Raw genomic sequence first — 24414 nt, 5'->3', positions numbered from 1 at the left:
CATAGGCTATAAATTTAAGTTATTAATTATTTGAGCTTTATTACAAAATTTCCATTAGTGGTCTTCTGATATCCAAGCGGAGAAGATTCTCCCATTATAAATAAGATACGTTCCAATGATTCGTCCCTCACTTTGAACGTAAAACGGTATTTATCTGCTAAATCCTGCTGGCACATCACCTTGCGTCCGTACCATTGTTCGAGGCGCGGGATGATCATAGATAGTTTTTCATTCTCAAAGCTGAGTATTTTCTGCTTGCGCCAGGCGGTATATTTATCGGCATCGACAGGCTGGATGTAAGTCGAGTCGGCCCATCTATCATGTACGATCTTTTCATCCGGCGAGAGGATAAAGTCCTTCATATCTCCTTTCGGATGATTTAAATTAATTTTGACGCTACCGTTCAATAAAACAGTTTCCGATTTATTCTCTATTTCATAATCGAAAATTTCGAAGGCCGTACCCAGCGCCTCGATCTGCATATTAGAAGTATGTACGATGAATGGCTTGGCGGGATTTCTGTAGATATCAAAGAAAGCCTGTCCGTTTAACTGTATTTCGCGGGTTTCTCCGGTAAAGTCGGCGGGATAAGTCAACCGGCTACCGGGGCCCAGCTGTACAAACGTACCATCGGGCAAAGAAACCGACTGCATATTCTGAATACCGGAAGTTACGATATACATTGCAACTTCTTTCTTATTGCCGGCTATATAGAAAGCCATGCTTCCCGCTGCCAGCAATAACAGTACGGAAGCTGCTATACTGTAAATTTTATAATATAAATATCTTCTGTCAGAGACTCTACTCCAGAGTCTCTGACAGATATGGTACCATATCTGTCTTTCGTCGGCTCGGTCGGAGCTGACAGCATCAGGAGCATTCTCCCATTGGCTGAACATTTGTCGCTTCACGGTCTTCCGATCGTTCAGGGCAGCCTGTTCTTCCTCAGCCAATGCATCCTGCATCAGTTTTTTCAATATATGTTTTGTATCCTTCTGATCCATCTCTATTACTCGCTTTATAATAAATACACCCGAACAGATAGGTTCCCCCTATCCGGTCACAACTTTTTTCAGAAAATAAAAAGGGGGATGGTTTTGTCTTATACGAACAGAGATAGTAAAACGATATTCTTCCTAAGATATTTGAGTGCCTCGCTTATTTGATTCTCAACGGTCTTCTCCGATATATTCAATAAAAGCGCTATTTCCTTATAAGCTTTATTTTCTTTTCTGCTCAGATTAAAGATTTCACGGCGACGTGGCGGCAACTCGGCAATCAATAGATCGATATATTCGCTCAGGTTCTTTGCTTCTATCTCTTCTTCTATATCATACGAACTTTCCATAGCGGAAAGGACGGTTATTTTATAGAAATCTTCATTTACATTCTTTCGATGGATATTAAAGATAAGATTACGGGTGATAATGAATAATAATCCTTTGAAATTCTCCTCCTCACGCAGGAAGTCGCGCGATTCCCATACCTTTATAAAAACCTCCTGTACAACTTCTTCCGCTACACTCTGACTCGTCAGGTAAAGCCGGCTGAAATTGTACACCTGCTTCCAGTACTTTTTATATAAAGTCGTGAAAGCCTCCTTGCTACTCTGTTTTAGTAATAAAATAAGTTCGTTTTCTTCCATCTGTTTCATTCAGAATAGTACAAAGATAAGAGAATTATTTTTATCGTTAATAAACAAAAATAAAATATACCCTCTTTATGGTATGTCCGGCAACCAATTCAATGCTTATCTTTGTTGTATAAATAAAGAACAACTAAAATTAAAAAGAATATGGCAAACGTAGCACAAAAACTAACTGACTTAGTGGGTAATACTCCCTTGTTAGAGTTCTCCAATTTCAATGCAAGCAAAGGTTTAAAAGCTAAACTGATCGGAAAGCTGGAATACTTCAACCCGGCAGGCAGTGTGAAAGACCGCATCGCCCTGGCAATGATTGAAGACGCCGAAGAAAAAGGTATCCTGAAACCGGGAGCCACCATTATCGAACCGACCAGTGGCAATACGGGTGTCGGCCTGGCCTTTGTCTCAGCTGCCAAAGGATACAAACTGGTACTTACCATGCCGGAGACGATGAGCCTGGAACGCCGTAACCTGCTGAAAGCGCTCGGTGCACACCTCGTCCTTACCTCCGGAGCAGAAGGTATGAAAGGTGCTATTGCCAAAGCGGAAGCCTTGCGTGATGAAACGCCGGGATCTGTTATCCTTCAACAATTCGAAAATCCGGCAAACCCAGCCGTGCACGTAAAGACAACGGCGCAGGAAATTTGGCGGGATACGGATGGTAAAGTCGACATCTTCGTTGCCGGCGTAGGCACAGGCGGTACGGTCAGTGGTGTCGGAGAAGGGTTGAAAGCACATAACCCGAATGTTAAGATCGTTGCCGTAGAACCCAGCGACTCGCCGGTTCTTTCGGGAGGCAAGCCCGGTCCGCACAAGATACAGGGTATCGGTGCCGGCTTCATCCCTAAAACATATAATGGCAAGTTTGTAGATGAAATCATACAGGTAGAAAATGACGATGCAATCCGCACCAGCCGTGAGTTGGCACAGACGGAAGGCTTACTCGTCGGAATCTCTTCCGGCGCAGCAGTATATGCAGCGTTGAAGCTGGCTGAACTGCCAGAGAATGCGGGCAAGACAATCGTGGCTTTATTACCCGATACAGGAGAACGGTATCTGTCAACGGTCTTGTATGCATTTGAGGAATATCCGCTATAAGTAATGTGCTAATGGAGATGTCAATAGAGGTGGCAATAAGCTTACTATTTATCTTGTTTGCGTCATTGTCTTGAAGGCTGTAAGCCTGACCCCAAATTAGCTCAGGGTTTTAACCCTGGGTAATAATAATCATACTCTCCCCCCTCTAGCCCTGTAAGGGCGTCACAAGGATATATATCTTCTTGTGGCGTCCTTACAGGACTTAAAAAATACACTTAACTTACTTATACCCAAGGTTAAAACCTTGGGCTATTTTGAAACGTCCTTACAGGACTCTCAGACACTCCATCCACTTTATATACTATCCATTTCATCTGCTTTATCCATCTCATCTGATCTATCCACCTCATCTACTCCATCTATTTCATCTTCTTCATCCATCTGTGTTTAAAAAACATATTAGTCAAACATTAAACTAACATCAAAGAAATCCATATCTTTGTCCCCAAAAACAGCAAGTATGACGGATAGTGAAACAGCCCACGAACTAAACTTATTAATTTTAAAGACCCGGATGACATTCCGGCAAACGATACAACGACTGCTGAAAAGCAACAATGTCGATATGACCTTCGAAATGCTACAGGTCATGCACTGCCTGTGGAAAGAACAGGGAGTCAGCCAACAGACACTGGCGGAAAAGACAGCGAAGGATAAAGCATGCCTTACCAATCTGATCAACAACCTGGAGAAAAAAGGATGGGTCGTACGCCGGGAAGACACCAGCGACCGACGCAACAAACTCATCTTCCTCACCCCCGAAGGAATAACCGTGGCGGATAAGGTAAAATCCATCCTGAAAGACATGTACACCCTGGTAGGTGAACAGATGAACACCCGCCACATGGAAGCCTGCATAAAGCATTTAAAAAAATTGAATGAGATATTTGATAAGGTATAGTTTATTATTGTTACTGTTTATTTGTAAGCCTGTTGCGACTTATTCCCAACAGGCTTACATGCTTTCACCCGACGAGTTATTCCATTTGGGGATGGAAAAGTAGATTCAAATATAATACTCCGTCGTATCGACAATCCCGGCACGCAATGCATACTTGGTCGCTTCGTGCACATTGTTGACTTCCAGTTTACGGAAGATATTCTTTCGGTGAGTGGTGATGGTGTGGATGCTGGAGAAACGTTCGGAGGCAATCTCTTTGGTCGTTTTTCCCAGGGCGATGGCTTTTAATATCTCTTTTTCGGTAGAGGTCAGTACAGGATGCTCTTTGGGTTCGCGAATGAGATTCTTATTCGAAAGCAGGTGGTGGATTTGCTGGCAGATGAAGCGCTCGGAACGCAGAGCCGATTGCAAGGCAGCCTGTATCTCATCCGATGAAGCATCTTTCAAAACGATGCTGAATGCTTCGCTGCTGAAAAGTATCCGGCGGATGAAATCCTCGCTCAGTTCGTCGCTGAAAAGTATCCAGGATACTTGCTTGAAACGTTCCTGTATGATAAGCAGTTCGTCGGTACCTGCCAGGTCGAAAAGCGTATAGTCGAGCAGGACGACAGCCTGCGGATATCGTTGCAGGAGCTGAAGCAGTTCCTGTTTATCGGCAGCTTCGGTCACAAACGGGAAGTCCGGTATCCTATCAGTGAGATATAAGATACCGGCTTTCGTAATATCCTGATTGTCGGCTATGATCAGTATTCGCATCAGCTGATTAGGGATAAAGCATGTTCAATATCATTGTACAAATGTATGATTCATTTACATACGAAGTATACAAAATGAGCTTTTTTTACCATCCGCCCGGTCTTCCGCCACCACCGATATTCCCTCCGCCACCCGGTCCGCTGGAATAAGAGCCGACAGTTGTGACCATCGAACTAACGGTAAAAAAAGAATCTGTAAACGGGAGCTTTTTATCAATAATGAGCCAATATGCCAATTTGTCCCCATATCAAGCACGGAAATAGGATAGCCCAATCCTTATACCGAATCGTTGTTAATTCACTTATTATCAATCGCTTTACACAATATAGCCAACTAGAGAGCCCAAATCTCGTTTAAAACGAGTGAAAACTTGTTTTAAACGGACTGTAAGCTCATTTAAAACGAAAAAAATCTCGTTTTAAACGAAGTGAGGGTTCGTTTTAAATGAGTTTTTAGGGAATCTATGTCATTTGTGTTCTCTAAAATAAATAGCTCGCATTTTTCTACTAATGAATCTTTCTCTCCTACTTATATCTCAAAAAATATTTTCATGGGATAAAACCCTCACTTCACTGATTATTTTTTCCTATCAATAAAAGCATCAGTCCCTATCCGCGAAATGACGTATCTCTTCATCATTATCGCCCTATCCGTTATCAATGCCTTGTCTGCACAGATCAGTTATGTCGAACTGATTGTGACAAACTGTATCTTTATTCTTGTCACCTGGCTGCTGGAAAGCGAACGCTGGCTGAAACATGTATCCTGCCAACTGATCCTGTATGATAAAATCCAGCTGATCGTTCCGGAAAAACGCGAAGAGCTGATAGCAGACCTCCGCCACCGTACCGGACTGAATATACAAAAGATTGAGATAGGGCATATCGATTTCCTGCACGATGCGGCACTCATCAAGGTATATTATGAATCCGAAGTGAGGGAGATCAATTCGGTCGATACAGTAACCCGCTTCCTCGGGAAATAGATATTATTTATCTGTAGATATAAGGCATCTTACAGAATTATCAAACAAATATTAGCAGATCCAAACGTTAAATCGTATCTTTGAATTCATATAAAAACGGACAAACAAACAGTTCATATGAAGATCATCACATACAATGTAAACGGTCTGCGTGCAGCCGTTGGAAAGGGATTGCCCGAATGGCTCGGTGAGCAGCAACCGGATGTACTTTGCCTGCAGGAAACCAAACTGCAACCGGACCAGTTTCCGGCAGAAGCATTCGAGGCTCTGGGCTATAAAGCCTATTTATTCAGTGCACAAAAGAAGGGATACAGCGGCGTCGCCATCCTGACCAAGCAGGAACCCGATAATGTGGAAACCGGCATGGGAATAGAGAAATACGATAATGAAGGACGCTTTATCCGTGCAGATTACGGCGATATCTCTGTCGTTAGCGTCTACCATCCTTCAGGAACCAGCGGCGATGAACGCCAGGCGTTTAAGATGGAATGGCTGGAAGACTTCCGGAACTATGTAGTGGAATTGCAGAAAACACGCAAGCAACTGATCCTTTGCGGCGACTATAATATCTGCCATGAACCGATAGATATCCATGATCCTGTACGGAATGCGACCAATAGTGGTTTCCTCCCTGAAGAACGCGAATGGATGACGCGGTTCCTCGATGCCGGATTTATCGACACGTTCCGTTTCCTGAATCCCGACAAGCAGCAATATACCTGGTGGAGCTACCGCTTTAATGCGCGCAAAAACAATAAAGGCTGGCGCATCGATTACTGCATGGTGAGCGAACCGGTAAAGCCGTTACTGAAAGAAGCCTACATATTGAACGATGCCATACACTCGGATCATTGCCCGGCGGTGTTGGAAATCAAATAAAAGATAAGAAGAAATTGTATCAAAAGACGATATTTACCGGACGCAGAACTCTGCGATATCTGCGTCCGGTTTATTTGTTTTGATATGTCTACTTAAACCTATTCCCGCCAATACTCTGGCTTATCCATCGCTTCGGCACATTTAACTTTCCCTTTGGGGAAATCTTTCGTTTCCGGGATGAGGAACTGATACATCCAACAGTCTGCATAGATGCTTTCGATCGGATAAGGAGGCGGATAACCGGCCTCTTCTGCCTTTCCTTTGAATCCGTGACGGGGATAATATTCTTTATGCCCCAGAACAAATACCAACTCCACACCCATCTCCTTCAATATCCGATGCCCTTCGCGGATCAATAAACCGCCAATTCCTTGCTTCTGATATGCTGGTTTTATAGCCAATGGAGCCAGGATATACACAGAAGGAGAAGGATTGGATCCCTCCAGTAAGGCCTTGGTGAAAAGAATATGCCCTATGGCTTCCCCCTGGTAACAGGCAAGTAGCGAAACAAAAGGTTCGGCACTCACATCTGCGAGCAGATCCTTCACCAGTCGAGCTTCGTCTTCCTCGCCGAAAGCAAGCCGTTCGACGTTCATTACGTCACTGAAATCGTCGGAAGTAGCCTTCCTCACATGTACGTCATTCAAATTCATGATTATTTATATTAATGGTTATTATGCTCCCTTATGGGAACACTTTATTCGTACAAAAAAGAAAATAAAAAGAAGGTTCGGATAAAGATATATATCCGAAAAAGAAAAGTGGCCAGCCTATAAAGAGTTATAGGCTGTTATTACGCACTTATAGATGTAGAATGTAGTGTTTTCAAAAAACTGTTTTTATAATTCGGGAGCAAATATAATAAAATAATCCGGTCAATAACGTTTCAGTGCCGGAAGAAGTATTTCTTCCATTATTTTATATCCATCCAAAGTGGGATGTACACCGTCCTTTGAATATTTCTCGGGCAATCCTCCCCTTTCATCAGCCAATCGGGAATGATAATCGATATAAGTCAGCTTGTTACGGTCGGCATAAGCCTTGATCATTTTATTCAGTTCGATAATTTTACCGGCAGGTTCCAAGCCTTTACGCCATCCGAATTCGTATGCGGGTAATACGGAACAAAGGATCGCATCTATATTATTAGCCTTTGCCAACTCAACCATAGAGATTATATTTCCGAGGATATTCTCCATTGCTATATATCCGTTATTCTGCGCGATGTCATTCGTACCGGCCAGGATCACGACAGCCTTAGGTTTCAGGTTAATTACATCTGCACGGAATCTGACCAGCATTTCTGCCGTTGTCTGCCCGCTGATGCCTCTGCCTATAAATCCATTTGTCTTAAAGAATAACGAATCGGTCGACCACCACCCATCTGTAATCGAGTTTCCCATGAAAACTACTTTGGAGGGAGTTTTCACTGTCTTGTTAACCTCTGCGTAACGGCCAAACTGTGCCCAATCTTTCTGCTGGCCGAAAAGAGACGATGCAGTGAATATACATACTGCCAGCATAAAACATTTCTTAATGTTCTTCATAATATGATTTTATTAAGTTCCAAAAGAAACAAAAGTAACGCTTTTATCTTTATCTTTGCAAAGAATCTAAATCAAAAACACGTCATATTCTCATGAAAAACTATTTCAGAAGAAATCGTTTCTTTATTCTGTCTACTTTTTGGATACTTCTGTTTCATTCTTCCTTATATGCAATAGACGGAGCCGGTATGGCATTTAAGGTCAGTTTGTCGGGAAAGATTTATCATAAGTTTTCCTTTTTATTTGAAGAAGATATCCGCCCTAAATCCAATTTCAAGCAAGCAGAATGGTTTCTGACTACAGGGGAAGTCAACTATACATTCAATCCGTATGTAAAAGCCGGAGTGGCCTATATGCTGCTTTGCCAGTATAAAGTTTCGGAAGAATTACGCAATCGTTATTATGTGTATGCTTCGGCATCTTATCCGATCGGCAACCTTTCTTTCTCTTTACGGGAAAGATTTCAAAGTACTTTTAAGACGGGCGGCCAACATCCTAAAAATTATCTCAGGACTATGTTGACCGTTTCATACAAAATCGGTAAAACAGGCTTTTCCCCTTTCGTTTACGGAGAATTGTTCAATAACACCGGCCACCAAGGGAATATGTACACAGAGCGTATCCGCCTCTCTACCGGAAGCGATTATAAGATCAATAAGCAAAATACGTTACAGCTATATTATCGCTACCATATATTTAATGTATATGATCCAGTCAACTACAAACATGCAATAGGGCTGACCTATTCGCACAGATTCTAAAAAAATAACTATCTTTGCAACCTGAATAAATAAAAAGACATAATACGGAAAGCCCGTGCTTTCCCGAGTGCTTGATAAACCTCGTAAAAAACAAGAATTATGCAGAGAACAACTGTCACAATCCCGTTCATGCTGCTGGGTATTCTCTTTAATATATGCCTGGTAGCTTCCAATCTTTTAGAGACAAAAGTCGTACAGGTATTCGGCATCACCGCCACTGCCGGACTGATTGTATTCCCTATTTCCTATATTATCAACGACTGTATAGCCGAAGTATGGGGATTCAAGAAAGCACGTTTGATCATCTGGAGCGGGTTCGCATCCAATTTCCTGGTTATCGGATTTGCCCAACTGGCTGTTATGTTGCCTGCCGCCCCTTTCTGGGAAGGCGAAGAAGGATTTAATTTCGTCTTCGGGATGGCGCCGCGCATAGCCATTGCCAGCCTGATCGCTTTCCTGGTCGGTTCTTTCCTGAATGCATACGTTATGAGTAAAATGAAAATTGCGTCGAACGGGAAACACTTTTCCGTACGGGCAATCGTCTCGACCTTAGTCGGTGAAAGTGCTGATTCGATGATCTTTTTCCCGATAGCTTTCATCGGACTGATACCGGCTAAGGAGCTACTGATCATGATCGGAACACAGGCTGTCCTGAAGTCTTTGTACGAAGTGATAATCCTGCCGGTAACCGTCCGCGTTGTGAAATACATAAAGAAAGTAGACGGCAATGATGTATATGATATAGGAACATCTTATAATATATTAAAAGTGAAGGATATATAATTGAATCAGGATGCCGAAGTAGAGAAATCTATATTTTCGGTCGTTTCCGTCCAGTTCTCCACTTCAAAACCATCGGAAGAGGTCTCTTCGGAATACAGTTCACCTAATGTTATATTGAGCGTTAAGCGGTTCCCGGCTACCAAAGCATTCGTCAACGGCTTACTGAAATGTTTCTCCTGCCCGTTCTTCAGAGTCAGGAGGATGGTCAACGGAGGATTGTCGGCGGAAGGGAATACCATTACTGTCGAATTGGCTGACATAGACAAGCTATCGGCAGACATAGACAGAGGGAACTCGATCGTCTTCGTGAAATCACTGGGTTCGGCAGTATAATAATCCAGCCGGGAAGCAATATTACCGATCAGAATACGGGCGGAAGCAATGCTCGGGTTCATCTTATCACCGTCTTTATTTGTCAAAGTAATCTTCAGACCTGCTGTTGCATGCTTCAAAGTCGCCTGCATCTTTTCTGTTCCGACCTTAATAGGATTGACCGCATGCAGGAAATCATATACCGGCATATAAGTCGTATCCTGATAATTATCTTTCTGCAAAGTCATGTATAACCCTAACAAGTCCGCACCTAACCGTAGACCCGGTTCCCGGATAGCAGCCTCATCATATACGGAATCGGTCTGGCTGTTTTTAGCCAGTCCCCAATATAAAAAATTATAATCGCCCAGGGGCAGCCTGACAGGAATGGATGCTTTATAAATGGAACCGTCTTTGATGGTATATGTTGCATTAAAAGGAACCAACGTTCCATTACCGGAATAATTACCATGATACAAACTGGTATCTTCTATACAAGGATAGACCATCAGAACACCGGTAAAAGCGGTTGTAGAAGTTCCGGTCGAAACCATCATTTCGGCCAGTTCCGGACTTATTAAATCGTCATTGTTCACACAATGACAATCATCGTCTTTTGAACAGCTACCCAAAAACAGGGATAATAACAATGTAGAAAAAACTAACTTATTCATAATCACCAAATGTTTGTTTAGATTTATGCTTATAGAAACAGCATACAAACAGATTGGTTCTCTGAATCGGTCTTATTAACTTTTCGGTCAGCGGCTAAGATTTATTTAAACAGATGCGACCAGTCTTCTCTGGCCTGGGGTGTATATGTACGGATACCCAGAGATTCTGCAGTACGGCAGTTAGGGACGGAATCATCCAGGAACAGGGTCTCTTCGGGTTTTATCACAGCATCTTTCAATACATATTCAAAGATATCAGCATTGGGTTTCAGCATATTCAGCTCGTAAGAAAGGTAGATCTTATTGAAAAAATCCCCGGCATGATGACCCTGATAAGCAAAGCTGTTCTTTTCCGCCCATTGCCAATGGATCTCGTTCGTGTTGCTGAGCAGCATCGTGTTGTATTTCTTACGAAGTTCCATCAACAGTTCCAGCTTATAAGCGGGAATATCGTCGAGCATGGCGATCCAGGCAGCATCGATCTGTTCATCGGTCAGATGCTGACGGGTCAGGTGGCGGATCCCATCCCTGAACTCCGTCGATGTGATAGTGCCTATTTCTATCTGCATGAACAAGTCCTTGCTGTTCAAAATACAGTCGCGGACATTGGGTACACCGAAACTTTCAAAGGCCTCCACGCAACGGTTACGGGTCAGATTGATAATCACCCCACCAAAGTCTATAATCAAGTTTTTAATTCCATCCATACTTCATAATAATCTATTCACCAGCGTCTGCGACGTCTGTGATAACGCTTTTTCTGTTTATATTCACGTATTCTGCGGTAAAGTACCCAGACCAATAACAGGCCGAAGACGGCAAAGATCAACAAAACGATCCCCGTATTCAGGTTATCCCCTTTTACGCGGCTCCACATTTCCAGTACCAGTTCGGTCTCGTCGCCGAAATCACGGATCATGGCACACCGCTCCACCACCTTGTGGTCGGGATATTGCACCGGATTGATTTGGATACTATCGTTTCCGGGGCCAAAGAAATAGCTGAGGTTCGAGAACTCTTCAACCGTCGTGTCTATCTTTGCTTCCAGTATTTCGGGAGTAGCCACGGCACTCACATACCCATTGGCATCCATATTACGCAAAGCAATATCCGCACGACAAAGATAATCAAGAAAATAACTGGCAGCTTTTACATTACGGGCATATTTAGGGATCGCCCAGCCGTCATACCAGATATTACTGCCTTCCAGAGGGACTTCGTACCCCAGTTCGACACCGACAGCATCCGCCTCTTCCATAGCCCAAACGGCGTCACCGCTCCAGGTCAGGTTCAGCCATGCTTTGTTCTTGGTCATCATCTCCTTACCGAAGTCGGCTTCCCATCCGGCGATATTGGGTTTCATCCGTTTCAGATAATCTTCTGCGATGGCGATGGCTTCCGGCGAGTTGTCGTTCATCAGCTGTTCTACCGTAACGGTTCCGTCGGCCAACTCTTTGGCATGGGCGTAGATAATAGCCGTACCATAGGCATCGCGATAGCTGTCTTTCATCAGGATCTTGTTCTTATACCTAGGATTCCACAAACAATCCCAGGTCATTACTTCATCCTTCGATACAAACTTTTTATTATATAACAAACCGGCCGTTCCCCACATATAAGGAACCACATAGTCGGTCGTTTTCATACCCGGCTGGCTCAGTTTATTCAATTGTTCCTGAATATAGGGAGATATGTTATCCAGATAATCGGGAGTCTTACCGAAATTGCGGTCGATAGGAAGCAACAAGCCCTTTTTCAGCATTCGCTCGATAATATATTCGGAAGGACAAATCAGATCGAAATCTTCATGACCTCGTTCGATCTTGGTCAACATGATCTCGTTGATATCGAAAACCTGGTAGATGATGCGGATGTCTTCGCCGGTCTGTTCTTTATACCAGACCGGGAACTCATCCAGGATATCTTCATCGATATAATCTGCCCAGTTGTATATCTTCAATATTTTGCTGCGTTCCTTCTCCGTGCGTGCACAGGAAGACAAAACACCCAGACAAGCAACCAGCACACATATTATTTTAATCAGTCTATTCATTCTTCTATTCCTGTTTTTGATGCTACTTAGCGGATGATTTATCGGCTCTCTTATTGATCACGATCAGCAATACCAGTACGGTGACAAAGATGATCGTCGACAACGGACGCAGTTCAGGGGTAAGCCCTCCCTTCCGGGCATCCGCATAGATAAAGGTGGAAAGTGTCTCCAGCCCTTCGTTACCAATCGTAAAGATCGTAACGGCAAAATCATCGATCGAAAGAGTAAAAGCCAGGATAAAGCCACTGATCATTCCCGGACGAATCTCCGGCAGGATCACTTTACGGAGTGCCTGGAACGGGGTTGCTCCCAGATCGAGTGCCGCTTCATACACATTCTGGTTCATCTTTTTCAGACGCGGCATCACGCTCAATACCACATAAGGCGTACAAAAGGTGATATGCGCCAGCACGACAGTCGTGAATCCCTGGGAAACTCCCAAGCTGACAAACAGCAAAAACAGAGAAACACCGGTGATGATATCGGCATTCATCATCGGTATGGCATTCGTAAAATTCATTACCTGGCGCGGACGGGACCTCAGGTTAAAGATACCTACAGCCGCAATACTTCCCAGAATTGTCGAGATCGATGCTGCCAGCATAGCGATCGCAAATGTATTCCACAAAGCCCCTACCAGCGAGCGTTGTACACCTCCGGTAAACAGCGAACTATACAGTTTTGTTGAGAAACCGGTCCAGTTACCGAGCACCTTCGCCTCGGTAAAAGAGAAGATCATAATGATCAGGATCGGGGAATAAAGTAGGATAAGAAGCAGCCACAGGTAGGCTTTCGCCATTATTTTCGTCATCATATCACACCTCCTCCTTCATTTGAAGCATTATCTTCCTCATTGGTGAACAAGATCGTAATGCCGATCAGCAGCAACATGATCAGAGAAAGGGCGGCTCCATAGTTCCACATTCCGTTATTGATATTTTCCTGAACGGTCGTACCGAACAGCTTGATATTATTCATTGTCAACAACTCGGCAATGGCGAATGTCGATACGGTCGGCATAAAGACCATCACGATACCGCTCATCACACCAGGCATCGACAAAGGAAAGATTGTCTTCATAAACACCTGAAAGGGATTAGCCCCCAAGTCCTGTGCCGCCTCGATCAGGTTACGGTCCATCTTCTGCAACGTATTGTAGATCGGATAGATCATAAACGGCAGGAAGTTATACACCATACCGAAGATCAAAGCTCCCTCGCCCAGCGGCAGGTTCAGAAAGTCGAACAGGGCGACCGTTGCCAGCGTACGGATCAGGATGTTCACCCACATCGGCAAGATAAACAGTACGACCATTGTACGGGAAGTATTGAACCGGGCCTGGCTCAATATATAAGCGGCGGGATATCCCAGTATCAGGCATACTAACGTGATTATAATAGCAATCCCGATCGAATAGACAAAAGTATTCATCGCCTCGGGATGCATCATAAACTTACGGAAATTGGCAAAAGTAAAGGCTCCTTCCGTATCTGTAAACGCATACAGGACGATCAAGAGCAACGGCATGACTACGAATACTGCCAGAAATAGTGCGTAAGGAATTGTCCAGTTCCTGCGACGCATGAAAAAAGCTGCAACTTTATTTATCACTTCCTTCCCTTTTAGTTATGAATAATACGTATATTTTCAGGGGCAATCCGGATACCGACACGGTCACCGTCATCCCAAACATCTGTCGTATCGACGAAAATATCTTCGTCCCAGTCTGTAAACACGGTCAGATGATAATGGTTTCCTTTATAAAGGATAAATTTCACTTCACCCGTCAGTGTACCGTCTTCCTCATTGTCTTCCAGAATGACATGGCGGAAATCAACCTCGACTTTTACCGGAGTATCGCCTTCCACATCCGTCACTTCCTTGCATTCAAAGGTTGTTCCCAGAAACTCGACATGCGTCGGATCGATCATTTTGCCTTCAAACGTATTGCAGACGCGCTCTTTCTTCATGACATGTATATCGAAAGGTTTCACCAGTAATCCGACCTCCTGTCCCGCATCGAAACAATGATAGTCCTGCACCATAAATTCATAACCTTCGGGAGTCTGTACCATCATTTCATAATGGACTCCTTTAAAGATAGAAGATGTCACCGTACCGGTCAGCATCGCCGCTTCCGACGGATCGAAAATATAGATATCTTCCGGACGGATCACGACATCTACCGGTGCCTGCTCTCCAAAGCCTTCATCGACACACTCAAAGTCATGTCCGGCAAAAGAGACTTGTTTATCTTTGATCATCAATCCGTTTAGGATGTTACTTTCACCGATGAAGTCGGCAACGAACGAATTGATCGGTTCGTTATAAATATCGATGGGAGTTCCGATCTGCTGGATACGGCCTTCACTCATAACGACGATCGTATCGCTCAGAGTCAATGCCTCCTCCTGGTCGTGAGTTACGTAAACAAAAGTGATACCGAGCGATTTATGCATTTCCTTCAACTCCATCTGCATATCCTTGCGCATCTTCAGGTCGAGGGCAGCCAGCGGTTCGTCGAGCAGCAACACTTCCGGTTCGTTCACGATGGCACGGGCAATCGCCACACGCTGTTGCTGTCCGCCCGAAAGGGAATCCACATCGCGGTATTCGTAGTCGGTCATACCTACCATCTTCAACGCCTGTTTGACCTTTTTCTCGATCACGGCAGACGGTAGCTTCTTCAGTTTCAGACCGAAAGCAATATTATTAAAAACGTTCAGGTGAGGGAATAATGCATATTTCTGGAACACCGTGTTGACCGGACGTTTGTGCGGCGGCGTTTGCGTTATTTCTTTTCCTGCAATAGAGATCTCCCCTTCCGAAGCTGTCTGAAATCCGGCTATCAGACGTAACAAGGTTGTTTTTCCACAACCGGAAGGTCCTAAAATAGTAACAAACTCGCCCTTGCGGACAAACAAATTTACATCATTCAGCACGGCCTTGTCGCCAAAGAACTTGGAGACATGTTCCACACCGATAATGCAGTCGGACTTTTGCATAGATTTATCCCTTTTCCTTACAAGTTAAACATATAATCGCTTGCTTTCTTAAAAAGCGGCACAAAGGTATACAATTTAGGGGACATACAAAGGGTTTGGACCGTTAAGAGATGGATATATATAAAGAACAATATCCAACTTTATTGGCTTCCCTTGGGCAAGACCAGGTTCAGGATCACTCCCAGCAGAGCCGCCAGGCCGATCCCCGCCATCGTAAATTCACCAAACTCCAGGGAGGCTCCGCCGATACCAAAGGTGAGAATCAACGAGACTATGATCAAATTACGGGTATCTCCCAAATTTGTCCTGTTCTGTATCAGACTATTTATACCGACAGCAGCGATCGTTCCGAACAACAACAGCATAATTCCGCCCAGTACGGCAGGCGGGATCGATTTAAGGAAAGCACTGACCTTGCCGAAAACGGAAAAGACAATCCCTGCCACCGCTGCAATACGGATAACGGCCGGATCCGTGATCTTCGTCAGCGATATAGCTCCGGTCACCTCTGAATAAGTGGTTACAGGAGGTCCGCCGATCAGCCCGGCAGCCACACAAGCTAAACCGTCGCCCAGCATAGTCCGGTGCAATCCCGGATCTTTCACAAAATCTTTGCCCGTCACTTCGTTAATGGCATATACATCTCCGATATGTTCTATGATCGGGGCGATCGTCACCGGGATCATAAAGATCACAGCTTCCCACGACAACTCCGGCTTGACGAACTGAGGCAAAGCAAACCAGGGGGCCGCTATGATCGGCTCGAAGTCGATCACTTTAAAAAAGCATGCAGCAATATATCCGACGATAATCCCGCAGAAGATAGGAATCAGCTTGATCATCCCCCGTCCCAACAACGATGCCAGAACAGCAGTAAACAAAGCGATCAGAGCCAGCGGCCAGTTCTCTTTCGCCATATTCACACCCGAACCCGCCAACGACAGACCAATCAATATGATGACCGGCCCGATCACAACCGGCGGAAATAACCGCTTGATGAACCCGATGCCACGCCACTTCACCAACATGCTCATCAGTCCGTAGACAGCACCGACAGCCACCAGTCCCGACATTGTCCCCGGTAAACCATATAATTCAGTCGCTTTAATGATGGGTGCCACGAAAGCGAAGCTACTTCCCAAAAAAATCGGCACTTTCCCCTTTGTTACCAAATGAAAGATCAATGTTCCTAATCCGGCAGTGAAAAGGGCTGTCGAAGGATCTAAACCCACCAGTAGAGGGACTAAGACGGTGGCACCAAAGGCTACAAAGAGAAATTGAACGCCTACTACCGTCTTTTGAGCAGGGCCCAGTGATTTTTTGCTGTCCATTGCGAAATAAAAGATTATATTTGCACAAATATAATCAGAATAATCCAAACGCTAAGAAAGAATATGACACAGAATAATTTTCATAAGGAAACAGCTTATTTCGCTTCCGGCTGTTTTTGGGGAACACAATACCATCTCGAAAAAGTAAAAGGTGTAGACAGTACGCATGTCGGCTATATGGGTGGAACTATTGATAATCCGTCCTATCCCGAAGTAAAAACCGGTACTACCGGCCATGTGGAAACAGTGGAAGTGATCTTTGATCCGTCTCAAACCAGTTTCGAACAATTAGTACGTCTTTACTTCGAAACACATGATTTTACACAGGTTGGCGGACAAGGACCGGATATCGGCAGTCAATACCGTTCGGTTATCTTCTATTGCAGCGAAGAACAGAAAGCGATCGCAGAAGAATATATCAGCAAATTATTCGGAATGGGATTTAAAGTGGCTACGGCATTAGAACCTGCCGGAAAGTTCTGGATCGGGGAAGATTATCACCAGCATTATTACGATAAAAAAGGAGAAACTCCTTACTGTCATATTTATCGAAAGATATTCCATGACTGATTCCATTCCCTTCAGAAGAAAATAAAATTCCTTTCGGATGAAATTGAATTTTCATCCGAAAGGAACTATAAGAATGTATTTATCAGAAATTCTTCTTTTCGTCGATAATATATTCGGGACGCGCCTTGATCTCATCAAAGAGAATCCCGACATACTGCCCCAGGACACCCACCGTCAGCAACTGAACGCCGCCAAAGAAAATAACCGATGTCATAATGGAAGTCCAGCCGCTTTCCGCATTACTGAAACCGTATATCTTCCCGAGCGTAAACCAGGCAGCCAGAACGATACCGACCACGACGGCTATAAAACCTAAACTGGTGGCCAGACGAAGCGGTTTCTTGGAAAAATACAACATGGCTGTCGAAGCGAACTTCCACATCTTGCTGAAAGGATATTTTGTCTCACCGGCAATACGTGCTTCCCGTTCATAGTAAAACGGCACTTGCTTATAGCCGAGCCAGCTTATCAGTCCTCTGATGTATTTACCCCGTTCCTGGAAACGATCGAACTGATCCATGATCTTCCGGTCGACCATACGGAAATCACCCGTATCCAACGGGAAACTGACATCACTCATATAATTGAGCAAACGGTAAAAAGCTTTTGCCGTAAACTTCTTGAAAAGACTCTCACCTTCTCTCGACCTACGCACACAATACACGACATTGGCATTTTCCTTCTCCTGCAGTTCCAGTATGCCGGGGATCAACTCCGGAGGATCCTGCATATCGGCATCGAGTATAACGGCCAAATCCGCATCACAATTATTGATACCGGCAGTAACCGCCGGCTGATGTCCGAAATTCCTGGAAAAATGGATTACCTTCACATGCGGGTCGGAGGCGGCAATGCCATCCAGCAACTCCCGGGTTTTATCCCGGCTTCCGTCATTTATATAAATGATCTCGGTATCGATGGGCATGGACTGCAAAGCAGCTTTCGTACGGCGATAGGATTCACCGATGACTAACTCTTCGTTGTAACAGGGAACTATGACTGCGAGCTTCTTCATTTCCGTTAAGCCTTAAAGGTATAAAACTTGTTTATAAAAAAATTGATCGCTGTATAGAAAACCATTCCTATTAAATGGTTGTAGTAATGATCGATCGTTAACTGGGAATTTAATAGAAGTACCAGTCCGTATTGCAGGACATAACATACCGCAAACGCAATACCGAAGCGGATCGCACCTTTCGTCCATCCGGTAGAACTTCCCTTGAAAGTCCATTGCTTGTTCCAGATGAAACTATTCAGCAATCCTGCTACATATCCCGTTAAATTAGATAAACCTTCCCGACATCCGAAGAGTTTCATCATCACCCAGATAACAGCCATTGTTATCAAGGTGTTACTCACCCCTACCACGCCATACTTAATGGCTTGTTTTACTGTTTCCATTCTTATTTATAATATCAGTAATCTCCTGCTGCGTAAGTTCTTTTACGTTCGTTATCGTAAAGATATCCGAAAGGAAATCACCGTACTGATTACATTCATTGATAACCCTGTCGAGAGTTAACTTGATGTCTGCACGCACCGGTATCAAAAATACCAGTTCCACATATTGTTCACCGATCGTCAACCGTTCTATCTCACAGTCTGCCTGCGGCAAAAAGTAAGCGAATTCACGTTCGATCACTTTACGCTGATAGTCCAGAAAAGGGTTCCTGTCCTTGGACAACATCAATACGTAAAAGCGCAATTTTTCACCTTTGCCTCCCAGCCCTGTAGAAATATATATTTGTTTCTCATCCGACAATTCCGACTCCAACGAGATACGGCTTTCCATCAAAGCCATATATGCCCAATTGCTGACATCTTCATCGGGATGCTGCACATAATCTTCCAGCATCCGATAGGCCTTCACTTCCTTTGAAGTGGCCAACATGGATAAAATATATTTCTTATAATCGGTTGTCGCCTCCGGATTAGACAGACTTTCGCGGAAGGCTGTATAATCCATATCATCCAAATCTTGCTTCACTTTGCCTTTACGAACCTGTTCGGAATATTTAAAATATTCCATCTGAAGTTCTACCGGAACACGCTGTTCTAAAATATGGAAATGTCCGTCCATCTTACTAAAAGAGTCACGGAACCTCTTGAATACATCGCCTTCTTCTTTCATAGACCTGTTTTTTTAGTTATATACTATACCCAATAAACAAGAAACTAAGACAAAAGTAAGGCTTTTTCCCGATATTTTTGGTATTATCGTACAAAAACGGGGATAAAGGCCCATAAAAAGCACTCTATCCCCGGATTTCTTTCAATTACAAAGTATCAGGCACCCGCGTAGATGAGGAAACCCAATCCTATGACGAAAAAGATAAACATACCCAGATTCAAATAATCGGAAGATTTAGGTGCTCCCCGGAACTCATGCCAAACCAGGATCCCCCATAAGGCGGAGACTAACGTCGCTCCCTGCCCTAAACCATAGGATATTGCCGCTCCTGCCTTTTCAGATGCAATCATACTGAATGATTGCCCGATACACCAGATCACGCCTCCCAATACTCCGACAAGATGAGTCCGGATATTGCCTTTGAAATAACCGCTTATGGAAACAGGCGCACCTTCCACCGGCTTCTTCATCGCGATCGTATTGAACAGAAAATTACTGGCAAAAACACCCAAAGCAAAAATGAATACAGCCGTATAAGGTGTCAGTTTTCCGGCTGCCGGAGAGGCAAAATTATCCAGGTCCATCGAAGCTGCTACAAAACGGTAGAAGAAAGCCATAATTACACCGGCGGCAACAGAAATAAAGATGCCTTTACCGGAGACTTTCTTCGATCCGACCAGGGCTTTTTTATAAGCCAGGCCGTTCAATATAATGGCAACCGTGATCAAAGCTACACCTGCAAAGATATAGGACGGTTCTCCTTTTGCCGCACCGAAATAATTGATCAGCACGCCCAGCACCAAGGCTAACCCAACTCCCACTGGAAAAGCAACGGACATTCCGCATATAGCGATTGCCGCCGAAAGCAGAATATTGGAAGCATTGAAAATAACGCCTCCCAGGAAAGCACTGCCTATATTGTTCCAGTCTGCCTGTATCAGGTCGGGCAGAAAACTGCGCCCTTCCGAACCAAAACTTCCCAGAGTGAAAGCGGAAAGGATGGAGAATAAAAGTACTCCGATCACATAATCCCAATAAAAGAACTCGTACCTCCATGTTCTGGAAGCCAACTTCTGTGTGTTTCCCCAGGAGCCCCAGCATAGCATGGTAACGACACAGAAAACGATTGCTAAAGTATAACTTTGTACGATAAACATAACTTTTCTATTTTAATACAGGTTGATGCATCATATAATTATCCAGCAAAGCTGCCATCTGGCTGGCCGGAACTTTTTCGATCAGCCGAAGGTCCCGGCCGTTCTCATCCGGGATCCAGGTGTTGCTGCCTTCTTCATCGATTACCTTAAAGATTCCCCGTTCTACGTTATAGTACGGTTCATAACCTTTGATCGCAACCAGAACCGCCGTCAGGTCCCAGCTCATCCGACCGTCCGGATCGCCTTCTGCGAAACACTGTGCATAGGTGTCTTTGACAGGACTATTATCTATATCGGATGCCACCAGTTTCTTCCCGGTAAAAATGACATTACCGATCTCAAAGCCACTGAAAACGATCTCTGTAGGCCATTGTTCGGCAACTACTTTCGATGCCGGTGTGTCACAAAGCACATTAAACTCACGTCCCTGCGGGAACAAGCCAGCCATCGCCACGACTCTTTTTACCTTTTTAGCAACCAGTTCCTTTCCTGATAACGGGCTGTATTCATCGCCGACAGAAAGCAGCAGGTCCTTCAGATTCGTGAAAAAGCCGACAGTACAAATGACAACGCTGCCATCCGGTTGCGAACTTAATATTTTACGATATACCTGGACTGCATCCGGAGCGTCCGATGTCTTTTTAGTCTTATGCGGATATTTAGCCGGTAATATCTCCGTCCATTTTATTTTATGACCGGAAGTCATTGTTACACCACCTTCGCTTTTAGGTGCTCCCAACGGAATATCAGGGCGGTTGAAATATGTATTCAACACCTCTATACAAGGAATAACCAACTCATCGTGGTTAGAAGACAAGGTTGCGAGTATATTCACATAACCGCTGTCGGCTAGTGCATGCATAACAGCCATCGCCCCTACGTCGTCGTAATCAGGGCCCAAATCGGTATCCAGAATCAGATTCACTGGTTGTACGGCAGCTTCCTGCGTTGCTTTCTTCGCTGTTCCGTTACAGGCGACCAGCAGGGATAATACACAGATTAACAAAAAGGATTGTTTCATGGTCTACTTTATTGATAAGATTATAATGTTTACTCAAATATATCGACTTCACTCCGGTAAGGGACAGAAGATTGTGCCCCGACCCGGGTTACCGAGATTGCCGAAGCCTTACAAGCGAAACGGACTGCCTCCAATTGACTCCGTCCTTCCGATAAAGCAACAGTCAGTGCACCGTTAAAGACATCACCGGCAGCGGTTGTATCCACGGCTTCCACTTTCAGAGCCGGTACAAAATCTGCTTCCTCAGCACCATACACCAATGCTCCTTTCGAACCCAGCGTAATGATAACATTCTCCACTCCCATTTCAGAAAGTATACGGGCTGCCTTAACTGCCGATTCCCGGTCGGTTATCTTCACACCGGAAATCATTTCAGCTTCCGTCTCATTTGGGGTGATCATGTAGAGATGTTTCAGTAATGAAGGAGATAATGGATGCGCCGGAGCAGGATTCAGTATCACTTTTTTATGTTTGCGATAAGCTATTTCCGCAACATACTCGACTGTTTCCATCGGAATCTCCAACTGCATCAGGACAATATCCGCCTGGTCGATCGCCTCTTCCGCTTTTGCCAGGTCGGTCGGTAATAAATTGGCATTTGCTCCCGAGGCAACAACAATACAGTTTTCGGCATGATCGTCCACAGTAATCAAAGCGACCCCGGAAGGATGCTCCGAATCAGAAAAGATATACGAGGTATTGATGCCTTCTTCCTCAAAAAGTTGTTGCGACTGATGACCGAAAATATCACTGCCCGTTTTACATATAAAAGTGACGGAAGCTCCCAAACGGGCAATAGTGACTGCCTGGTTGGCCCCTTTACCACCGGGGTTCATAAAGAATGTCCCTCCCACAATGGTTTCCCCCGGACGGGGAAGATGTCCGGCTTTAATAACCATATCCGTATTGCTGCTACCAACCACCAGGATATTATGCCGGTCTAATTGTTCAGTGTCCATATCTATAAAATTTAAAGTCTGCAATGAAGCGATACAAATATAACTTTATATTCTCTACTATTCTATGAATAATTTGAGTATACAGATAAACCCAAATCTAAGATTTATTTCTACCATAGAACAATAAATCACTAATAAGCAAATGAATATAATTCACAAAACAAGTTATAAATATCCCTCTTTCCGAGAGTAAAACAAGAATAGAAAAAACATTTTTACAGTCTTCATATGAAAAAGTTTATTTAATTTCGTCGTGCAACAGGAACTAATATCCTGAAAGAACAATCCGATACAGATATGAAATACACAAATCCGGATCATCTGATCCTGCTTATCCAATCACTTACCAAAGCGGAAAAAAGATATTTCCGCCTGTACGCGAATTTGCAAAGCGGTGAAAAGAACTATCTCCTTCTGTTCGACCTGATCAATAAAGGGACTCCCTCCGAGGATATCTGTAAACTTTACTGTCAGGAACAGAGCAAAGGTAACTTTGAGATGGCAGCAAAACATCTTTACCGGGTGATCATGGATTGCCTGGCCCATCTACGAAAGAAAGAAGATGTACAGACAGCGATCTTCGACCATATCACCAAAGCCGAGATACTTTTTGAAAGGGAACTCTTCGATGCCGCTTTCAGCCAGTTGGATAAGGCCAAAAGCCTGGCAGTGACTTATGAGAACGACCCTCTTCTCCTTCTCATTCGGCGAACAGAACTGAAATATCTCAGTTCGCTTGGCTTTAAGGAGATTTCCGAAAGGGAGTTAGTCAGTAAGCAGATGAAAATAAACGACATTATGAAGTATTCAAGAAATACGAACCTTCATCTGCAACTATATGATATTCTAAAGCACCGCATCACCTATAAAGGATATGTCCGGTCGGACAAACAGAAAGATAACCTGAACGATCTGGTATTGAGCGAACTCAATCTGATAGCCAATAGTTCATATAAAGGTTTTGAGGCCAAGAAACTACACCTGCTGTTCCAGGCAGCCTACTATCTGAATACGGGTAATTATAAATCAGCGATCCGCTTTTATCAGGAACTTATCACTCTTTTTGAATCGAACCAGCATCTGATTCTGAATCCTCCGATCTATTATCTAAGCGCAATAAAGGGTGTACTGGACAGCCTCCATACGGCAGGTTTATATAAAGAAATGCCCTTCTTTATCGAACGGTTGAAAAAAATACAACAAGGCGACTACGCTACCGAATTTCTTCTGGAAATAAGTGCTTGCATCTATCAATACGAACAGGCTGCTCTGATAAATACAGGGAAATTGGAAGAGGTACTCCACCTATCGGAAGAAAACGAAGACAGCTTATTCAAAAAGGCCGGTTTACTCAGGCCGGAGACACAACTTAAATTGTATCTGAATACTGCGATCCTTCATCTATGTCTGGGAAATCCCGGTAAAGCACGTAAAAGCATGAAGAAGATATTCAGTGCTGGCAAACAATTCTATGCGTTACCATCCTATAAAACAGCACGTTTGATCAACCTCCTCATACAGGCGGAACTCGGGGATTACAGTTTCTTTGAGAATGAGATCAACTCCATCAAACGGAATATGCGTTATGAAAAGCAGACGTACCAAACAGAGAAACTTTTGTTCCGCTTTGTCATGGGGTATCCGTTGCCATCTTATGAGAAAGCCCGAAATAAATTGTGGATGCAATTCCAAAAAGAAATAACGAAGATCAGGCAGGATAAATACGAAAAACAGTTACTTAAAACATTCGATATCCTTTCCTGGATAGAAAGCAAACTGACCGACAGAGCGTTTGCAGAGATACTGGTGGAAAGGAATACGGAGTTACAATAGCCTGTAACTCCAT

At 44.0% G+C, this 24414-nt stretch carries 27 protein-coding genes; 8 read left to right on the top strand and 19 right to left on the bottom strand.

Annotated features, from left to right (window positions below):
- Window positions 1-26: 26 nt before the first annotated feature.
- Together P3L47_RS14310 and P3L47_RS14305 are read right to left on the bottom strand one after the other, a co-directional pair.
- Window positions 27-1004: a FecR family protein gene (locus P3L47_RS14310; protein WP_277781233.1), complete on the bottom strand. Its 978-nt coding sequence runs from the start codon at window positions 1002-1004 to the stop codon at window positions 27-29.
- 98 nt (window positions 1005-1102) lie between these two features.
- A complete protein-coding gene (locus P3L47_RS14305; RefSeq protein WP_075559945.1) occupies window positions 1103-1645 on the bottom strand; it encodes an RNA polymerase sigma-70 factor in 543 nt (180 codons plus the stop codon).
- A gap of 150 nt (window positions 1646-1795) precedes the next feature.
- Here P3L47_RS14305 and cysK point away from each other — a divergent pair, with 150 nt between their 5' ends.
- Complete coding sequence (gene cysK, locus P3L47_RS14300; protein ID WP_129734209.1) at window positions 1796-2743, top strand: cysteine synthase A; 948 nt, start codon at window positions 1796-1798, stop codon at window positions 2741-2743.
- Window positions 2744-3203: 460 nt separating this feature from the next.
- Window positions 3204-3644, top strand: coding sequence for a MarR family winged helix-turn-helix transcriptional regulator (locus P3L47_RS14295; protein ID WP_122362517.1), 441 nt, complete (start codon window positions 3204-3206; stop codon window positions 3642-3644).
- A 105-nt stretch (window positions 3645-3749) separates the two neighbouring features.
- Here P3L47_RS14295 and P3L47_RS14290 read toward each other — a convergent pair whose 3' ends face one another.
- Together P3L47_RS14290 and P3L47_RS14285 are read right to left on the bottom strand one after the other, a co-directional pair.
- Entirely contained in the window at window positions 3750-4400 is a 651-nt protein-coding gene (locus P3L47_RS14290; protein WP_277781232.1) for a LuxR C-terminal-related transcriptional regulator, read from the bottom strand.
- An 85-nt stretch (window positions 4401-4485) separates the two neighbouring features.
- The gene (locus P3L47_RS14285) at window positions 4486-4635 is read right to left on the bottom strand and encodes a hypothetical protein (protein WP_277781231.1); all 150 of its coding nucleotides are present in this window, start codon (window positions 4633-4635) and stop codon (window positions 4486-4488) included.
- A 357-nt stretch (window positions 4636-4992) separates the two neighbouring features.
- On the opposite strand from P3L47_RS14285, the gene P3L47_RS14280 reads away from it, so the two are divergent.
- Window positions 4993-5385, top strand: coding sequence for a DUF4956 domain-containing protein (locus P3L47_RS14280; RefSeq protein WP_345799077.1), 393 nt, complete (start codon window positions 4993-4995; stop codon window positions 5383-5385).
- Window positions 5386-5502: 117 nt separating this feature from the next.
- Window positions 5503-6264, top strand: a complete 762-nt coding sequence (locus P3L47_RS14275) for an exodeoxyribonuclease III (RefSeq protein ID WP_277781230.1) — start codon at window positions 5503-5505, stop codon at window positions 6262-6264.
- 98 nt (window positions 6265-6362) lie between these two features.
- Here the strand turns inward: P3L47_RS14275 and P3L47_RS14270 are convergent, their stop codons facing one another.
- A complete protein-coding gene (locus P3L47_RS14270; protein WP_277781229.1) occupies window positions 6363-6917 on the bottom strand; it encodes a GNAT family N-acetyltransferase in 555 nt (184 codons plus the stop codon).
- A 222-nt stretch (window positions 6918-7139) separates the two neighbouring features.
- Window positions 7140-7811, bottom strand: a complete 672-nt coding sequence (locus P3L47_RS14265; RefSeq protein WP_277781228.1) for an SGNH/GDSL hydrolase family protein — start codon at window positions 7809-7811, stop codon at window positions 7140-7142.
- A gap of 92 nt (window positions 7812-7903) precedes the next feature.
- On the opposite strand from P3L47_RS14265, the gene P3L47_RS14260 reads away from it, so the two are divergent.
- Both P3L47_RS14260 and P3L47_RS14255 read left to right on the top strand, forming a co-directional pair.
- Entirely contained in the window at window positions 7904-8572 is a 669-nt protein-coding gene (locus tag P3L47_RS14260) for a DUF2490 domain-containing protein (RefSeq protein WP_277781227.1), read from the top strand.
- 99 nt (window positions 8573-8671) lie between these two features.
- Window positions 8672-9355: a queuosine precursor transporter gene (locus tag P3L47_RS14255; RefSeq protein WP_277781226.1), complete on the top strand. Its 684-nt coding sequence runs from the start codon at window positions 8672-8674 to the stop codon at window positions 9353-9355.
- Between the two features lie 5 nt (window positions 9356-9360).
- Here the strand turns inward: P3L47_RS14255 and P3L47_RS14250 are convergent, their stop codons facing one another.
- The 7 genes from P3L47_RS14250 to P3L47_RS14220 all read right to left on the bottom strand — a co-directional run bounded on the left by P3L47_RS14250 (window position 9361) and on the right by P3L47_RS14220 (window position 16730).
- Complete coding sequence (locus P3L47_RS14250; protein ID WP_277781225.1) at window positions 9361-10341, bottom strand: FimB/Mfa2 family fimbrial subunit; 981 nt, start codon at window positions 10339-10341, stop codon at window positions 9361-9363.
- 101 nt (window positions 10342-10442) lie between these two features.
- A complete protein-coding gene (locus P3L47_RS14245; RefSeq protein WP_183669422.1) occupies window positions 10443-11048 on the bottom strand; it encodes an HAD family hydrolase in 606 nt (201 codons plus the stop codon).
- A gap of 17 nt (window positions 11049-11065) precedes the next feature.
- A complete protein-coding gene (locus P3L47_RS14240) occupies window positions 11066-12394 on the bottom strand; it encodes an ABC transporter substrate-binding protein (protein WP_122354909.1) in 1329 nt (442 codons plus the stop codon).
- Between the two features lie 22 nt (window positions 12395-12416).
- On the bottom strand, window positions 12417-13208 hold the full coding sequence (locus tag P3L47_RS14235; protein ID WP_122354911.1) for an ABC transporter permease: 792 nt from the start codon (window positions 13206-13208) through the stop codon (window positions 12417-12419).
- Entirely contained in the window at window positions 13205-13978 is a 774-nt protein-coding gene (locus tag P3L47_RS14230) for an ABC transporter permease (protein WP_277783703.1), read from the bottom strand. Before P3L47_RS14230 ends, P3L47_RS14235 begins: the two co-directional genes overlap by 4 nt.
- A 38-nt stretch (window positions 13979-14016) precedes the next feature.
- On the bottom strand, window positions 14017-15399 hold the full coding sequence (locus P3L47_RS14225) for a polyamine ABC transporter ATP-binding protein (protein WP_277781224.1): 1383 nt from the start codon (window positions 15397-15399) through the stop codon (window positions 14017-14019).
- A gap of 140 nt (window positions 15400-15539) precedes the next feature.
- Window positions 15540-16730: a uracil-xanthine permease family protein gene (locus P3L47_RS14220; RefSeq protein ID WP_122362527.1), complete on the bottom strand. Its 1191-nt coding sequence runs from the start codon at window positions 16728-16730 to the stop codon at window positions 15540-15542.
- A gap of 63 nt (window positions 16731-16793) precedes the next feature.
- On the opposite strand from P3L47_RS14220, the gene msrA reads away from it, so the two are divergent.
- Window positions 16794-17300, top strand: coding sequence for a peptide-methionine (S)-S-oxide reductase MsrA (gene msrA / locus P3L47_RS14215; RefSeq protein WP_122354919.1), 507 nt, complete (start codon window positions 16794-16796; stop codon window positions 17298-17300).
- 82 nt (window positions 17301-17382) lie between these two features.
- Here the strand turns inward: msrA and P3L47_RS14210 are convergent, their stop codons facing one another.
- The 6 genes from P3L47_RS14210 to rbsK form a co-directional block, all read right to left on the bottom strand.
- Window positions 17383-18315 carry a glycosyltransferase family 2 protein gene (locus P3L47_RS14210; protein ID WP_122354921.1) on the bottom strand — a complete coding sequence of 311 codons (933 nt, stop codon included), beginning with the start codon at window positions 18313-18315 and terminating at the stop codon, window positions 17383-17385.
- A 5-nt stretch (window positions 18316-18320) separates the two neighbouring features.
- Window positions 18321-18701 carry a GtrA family protein gene (locus P3L47_RS14205; RefSeq protein WP_277781223.1) on the bottom strand — a complete coding sequence of 127 codons (381 nt, stop codon included), beginning with the start codon at window positions 18699-18701 and terminating at the stop codon, window positions 18321-18323.
- The gene (locus tag P3L47_RS14200) at window positions 18676-19431 is read right to left on the bottom strand and encodes a hypothetical protein (RefSeq protein ID WP_122354923.1); all 756 of its coding nucleotides are present in this window, start codon (window positions 19429-19431) and stop codon (window positions 18676-18678) included. Before P3L47_RS14200 ends, P3L47_RS14205 begins: the two co-directional genes overlap by 26 nt.
- A 155-nt stretch (window positions 19432-19586) precedes the next feature.
- A complete protein-coding gene (locus P3L47_RS14195) occupies window positions 19587-20588 on the bottom strand; it encodes a GRP family sugar transporter (RefSeq protein WP_277781222.1) in 1002 nt (333 codons plus the stop codon).
- A 7-nt stretch (window positions 20589-20595) separates the two neighbouring features.
- Window positions 20596-21609, bottom strand: coding sequence for a nucleoside hydrolase (locus P3L47_RS14190; protein ID WP_277781221.1), 1014 nt, complete (start codon window positions 21607-21609; stop codon window positions 20596-20598).
- Between the two features lie 29 nt (window positions 21610-21638).
- Entirely contained in the window at window positions 21639-22568 is a 930-nt protein-coding gene (rbsK, locus tag P3L47_RS14185) for a ribokinase (RefSeq protein ID WP_122374412.1), read from the bottom strand.
- A gap of 297 nt (window positions 22569-22865) precedes the next feature.
- On the opposite strand from rbsK, the gene P3L47_RS14180 reads away from it, so the two are divergent.
- Window positions 22866-24401 carry a hypothetical protein gene (locus P3L47_RS14180; RefSeq protein ID WP_277781220.1) on the top strand — a complete coding sequence of 512 codons (1536 nt, stop codon included), beginning with the start codon at window positions 22866-22868 and terminating at the stop codon, window positions 24399-24401.
- Window positions 24402-24414: the final 13 nt, after the last annotated feature.

Origin of the sequence: Parabacteroides chongii (assembly GCF_029581355.1) — a bacterium.
GTDB classification, from domain to species: domain Bacteria; phylum Bacteroidota; class Bacteroidia; order Bacteroidales; family Tannerellaceae; genus Parabacteroides; species Parabacteroides chongii.
The sequence above is the reverse complement of the archived record's forward strand: the minus strand, read 5'-3'. Positions and strand labels throughout refer to the sequence as shown.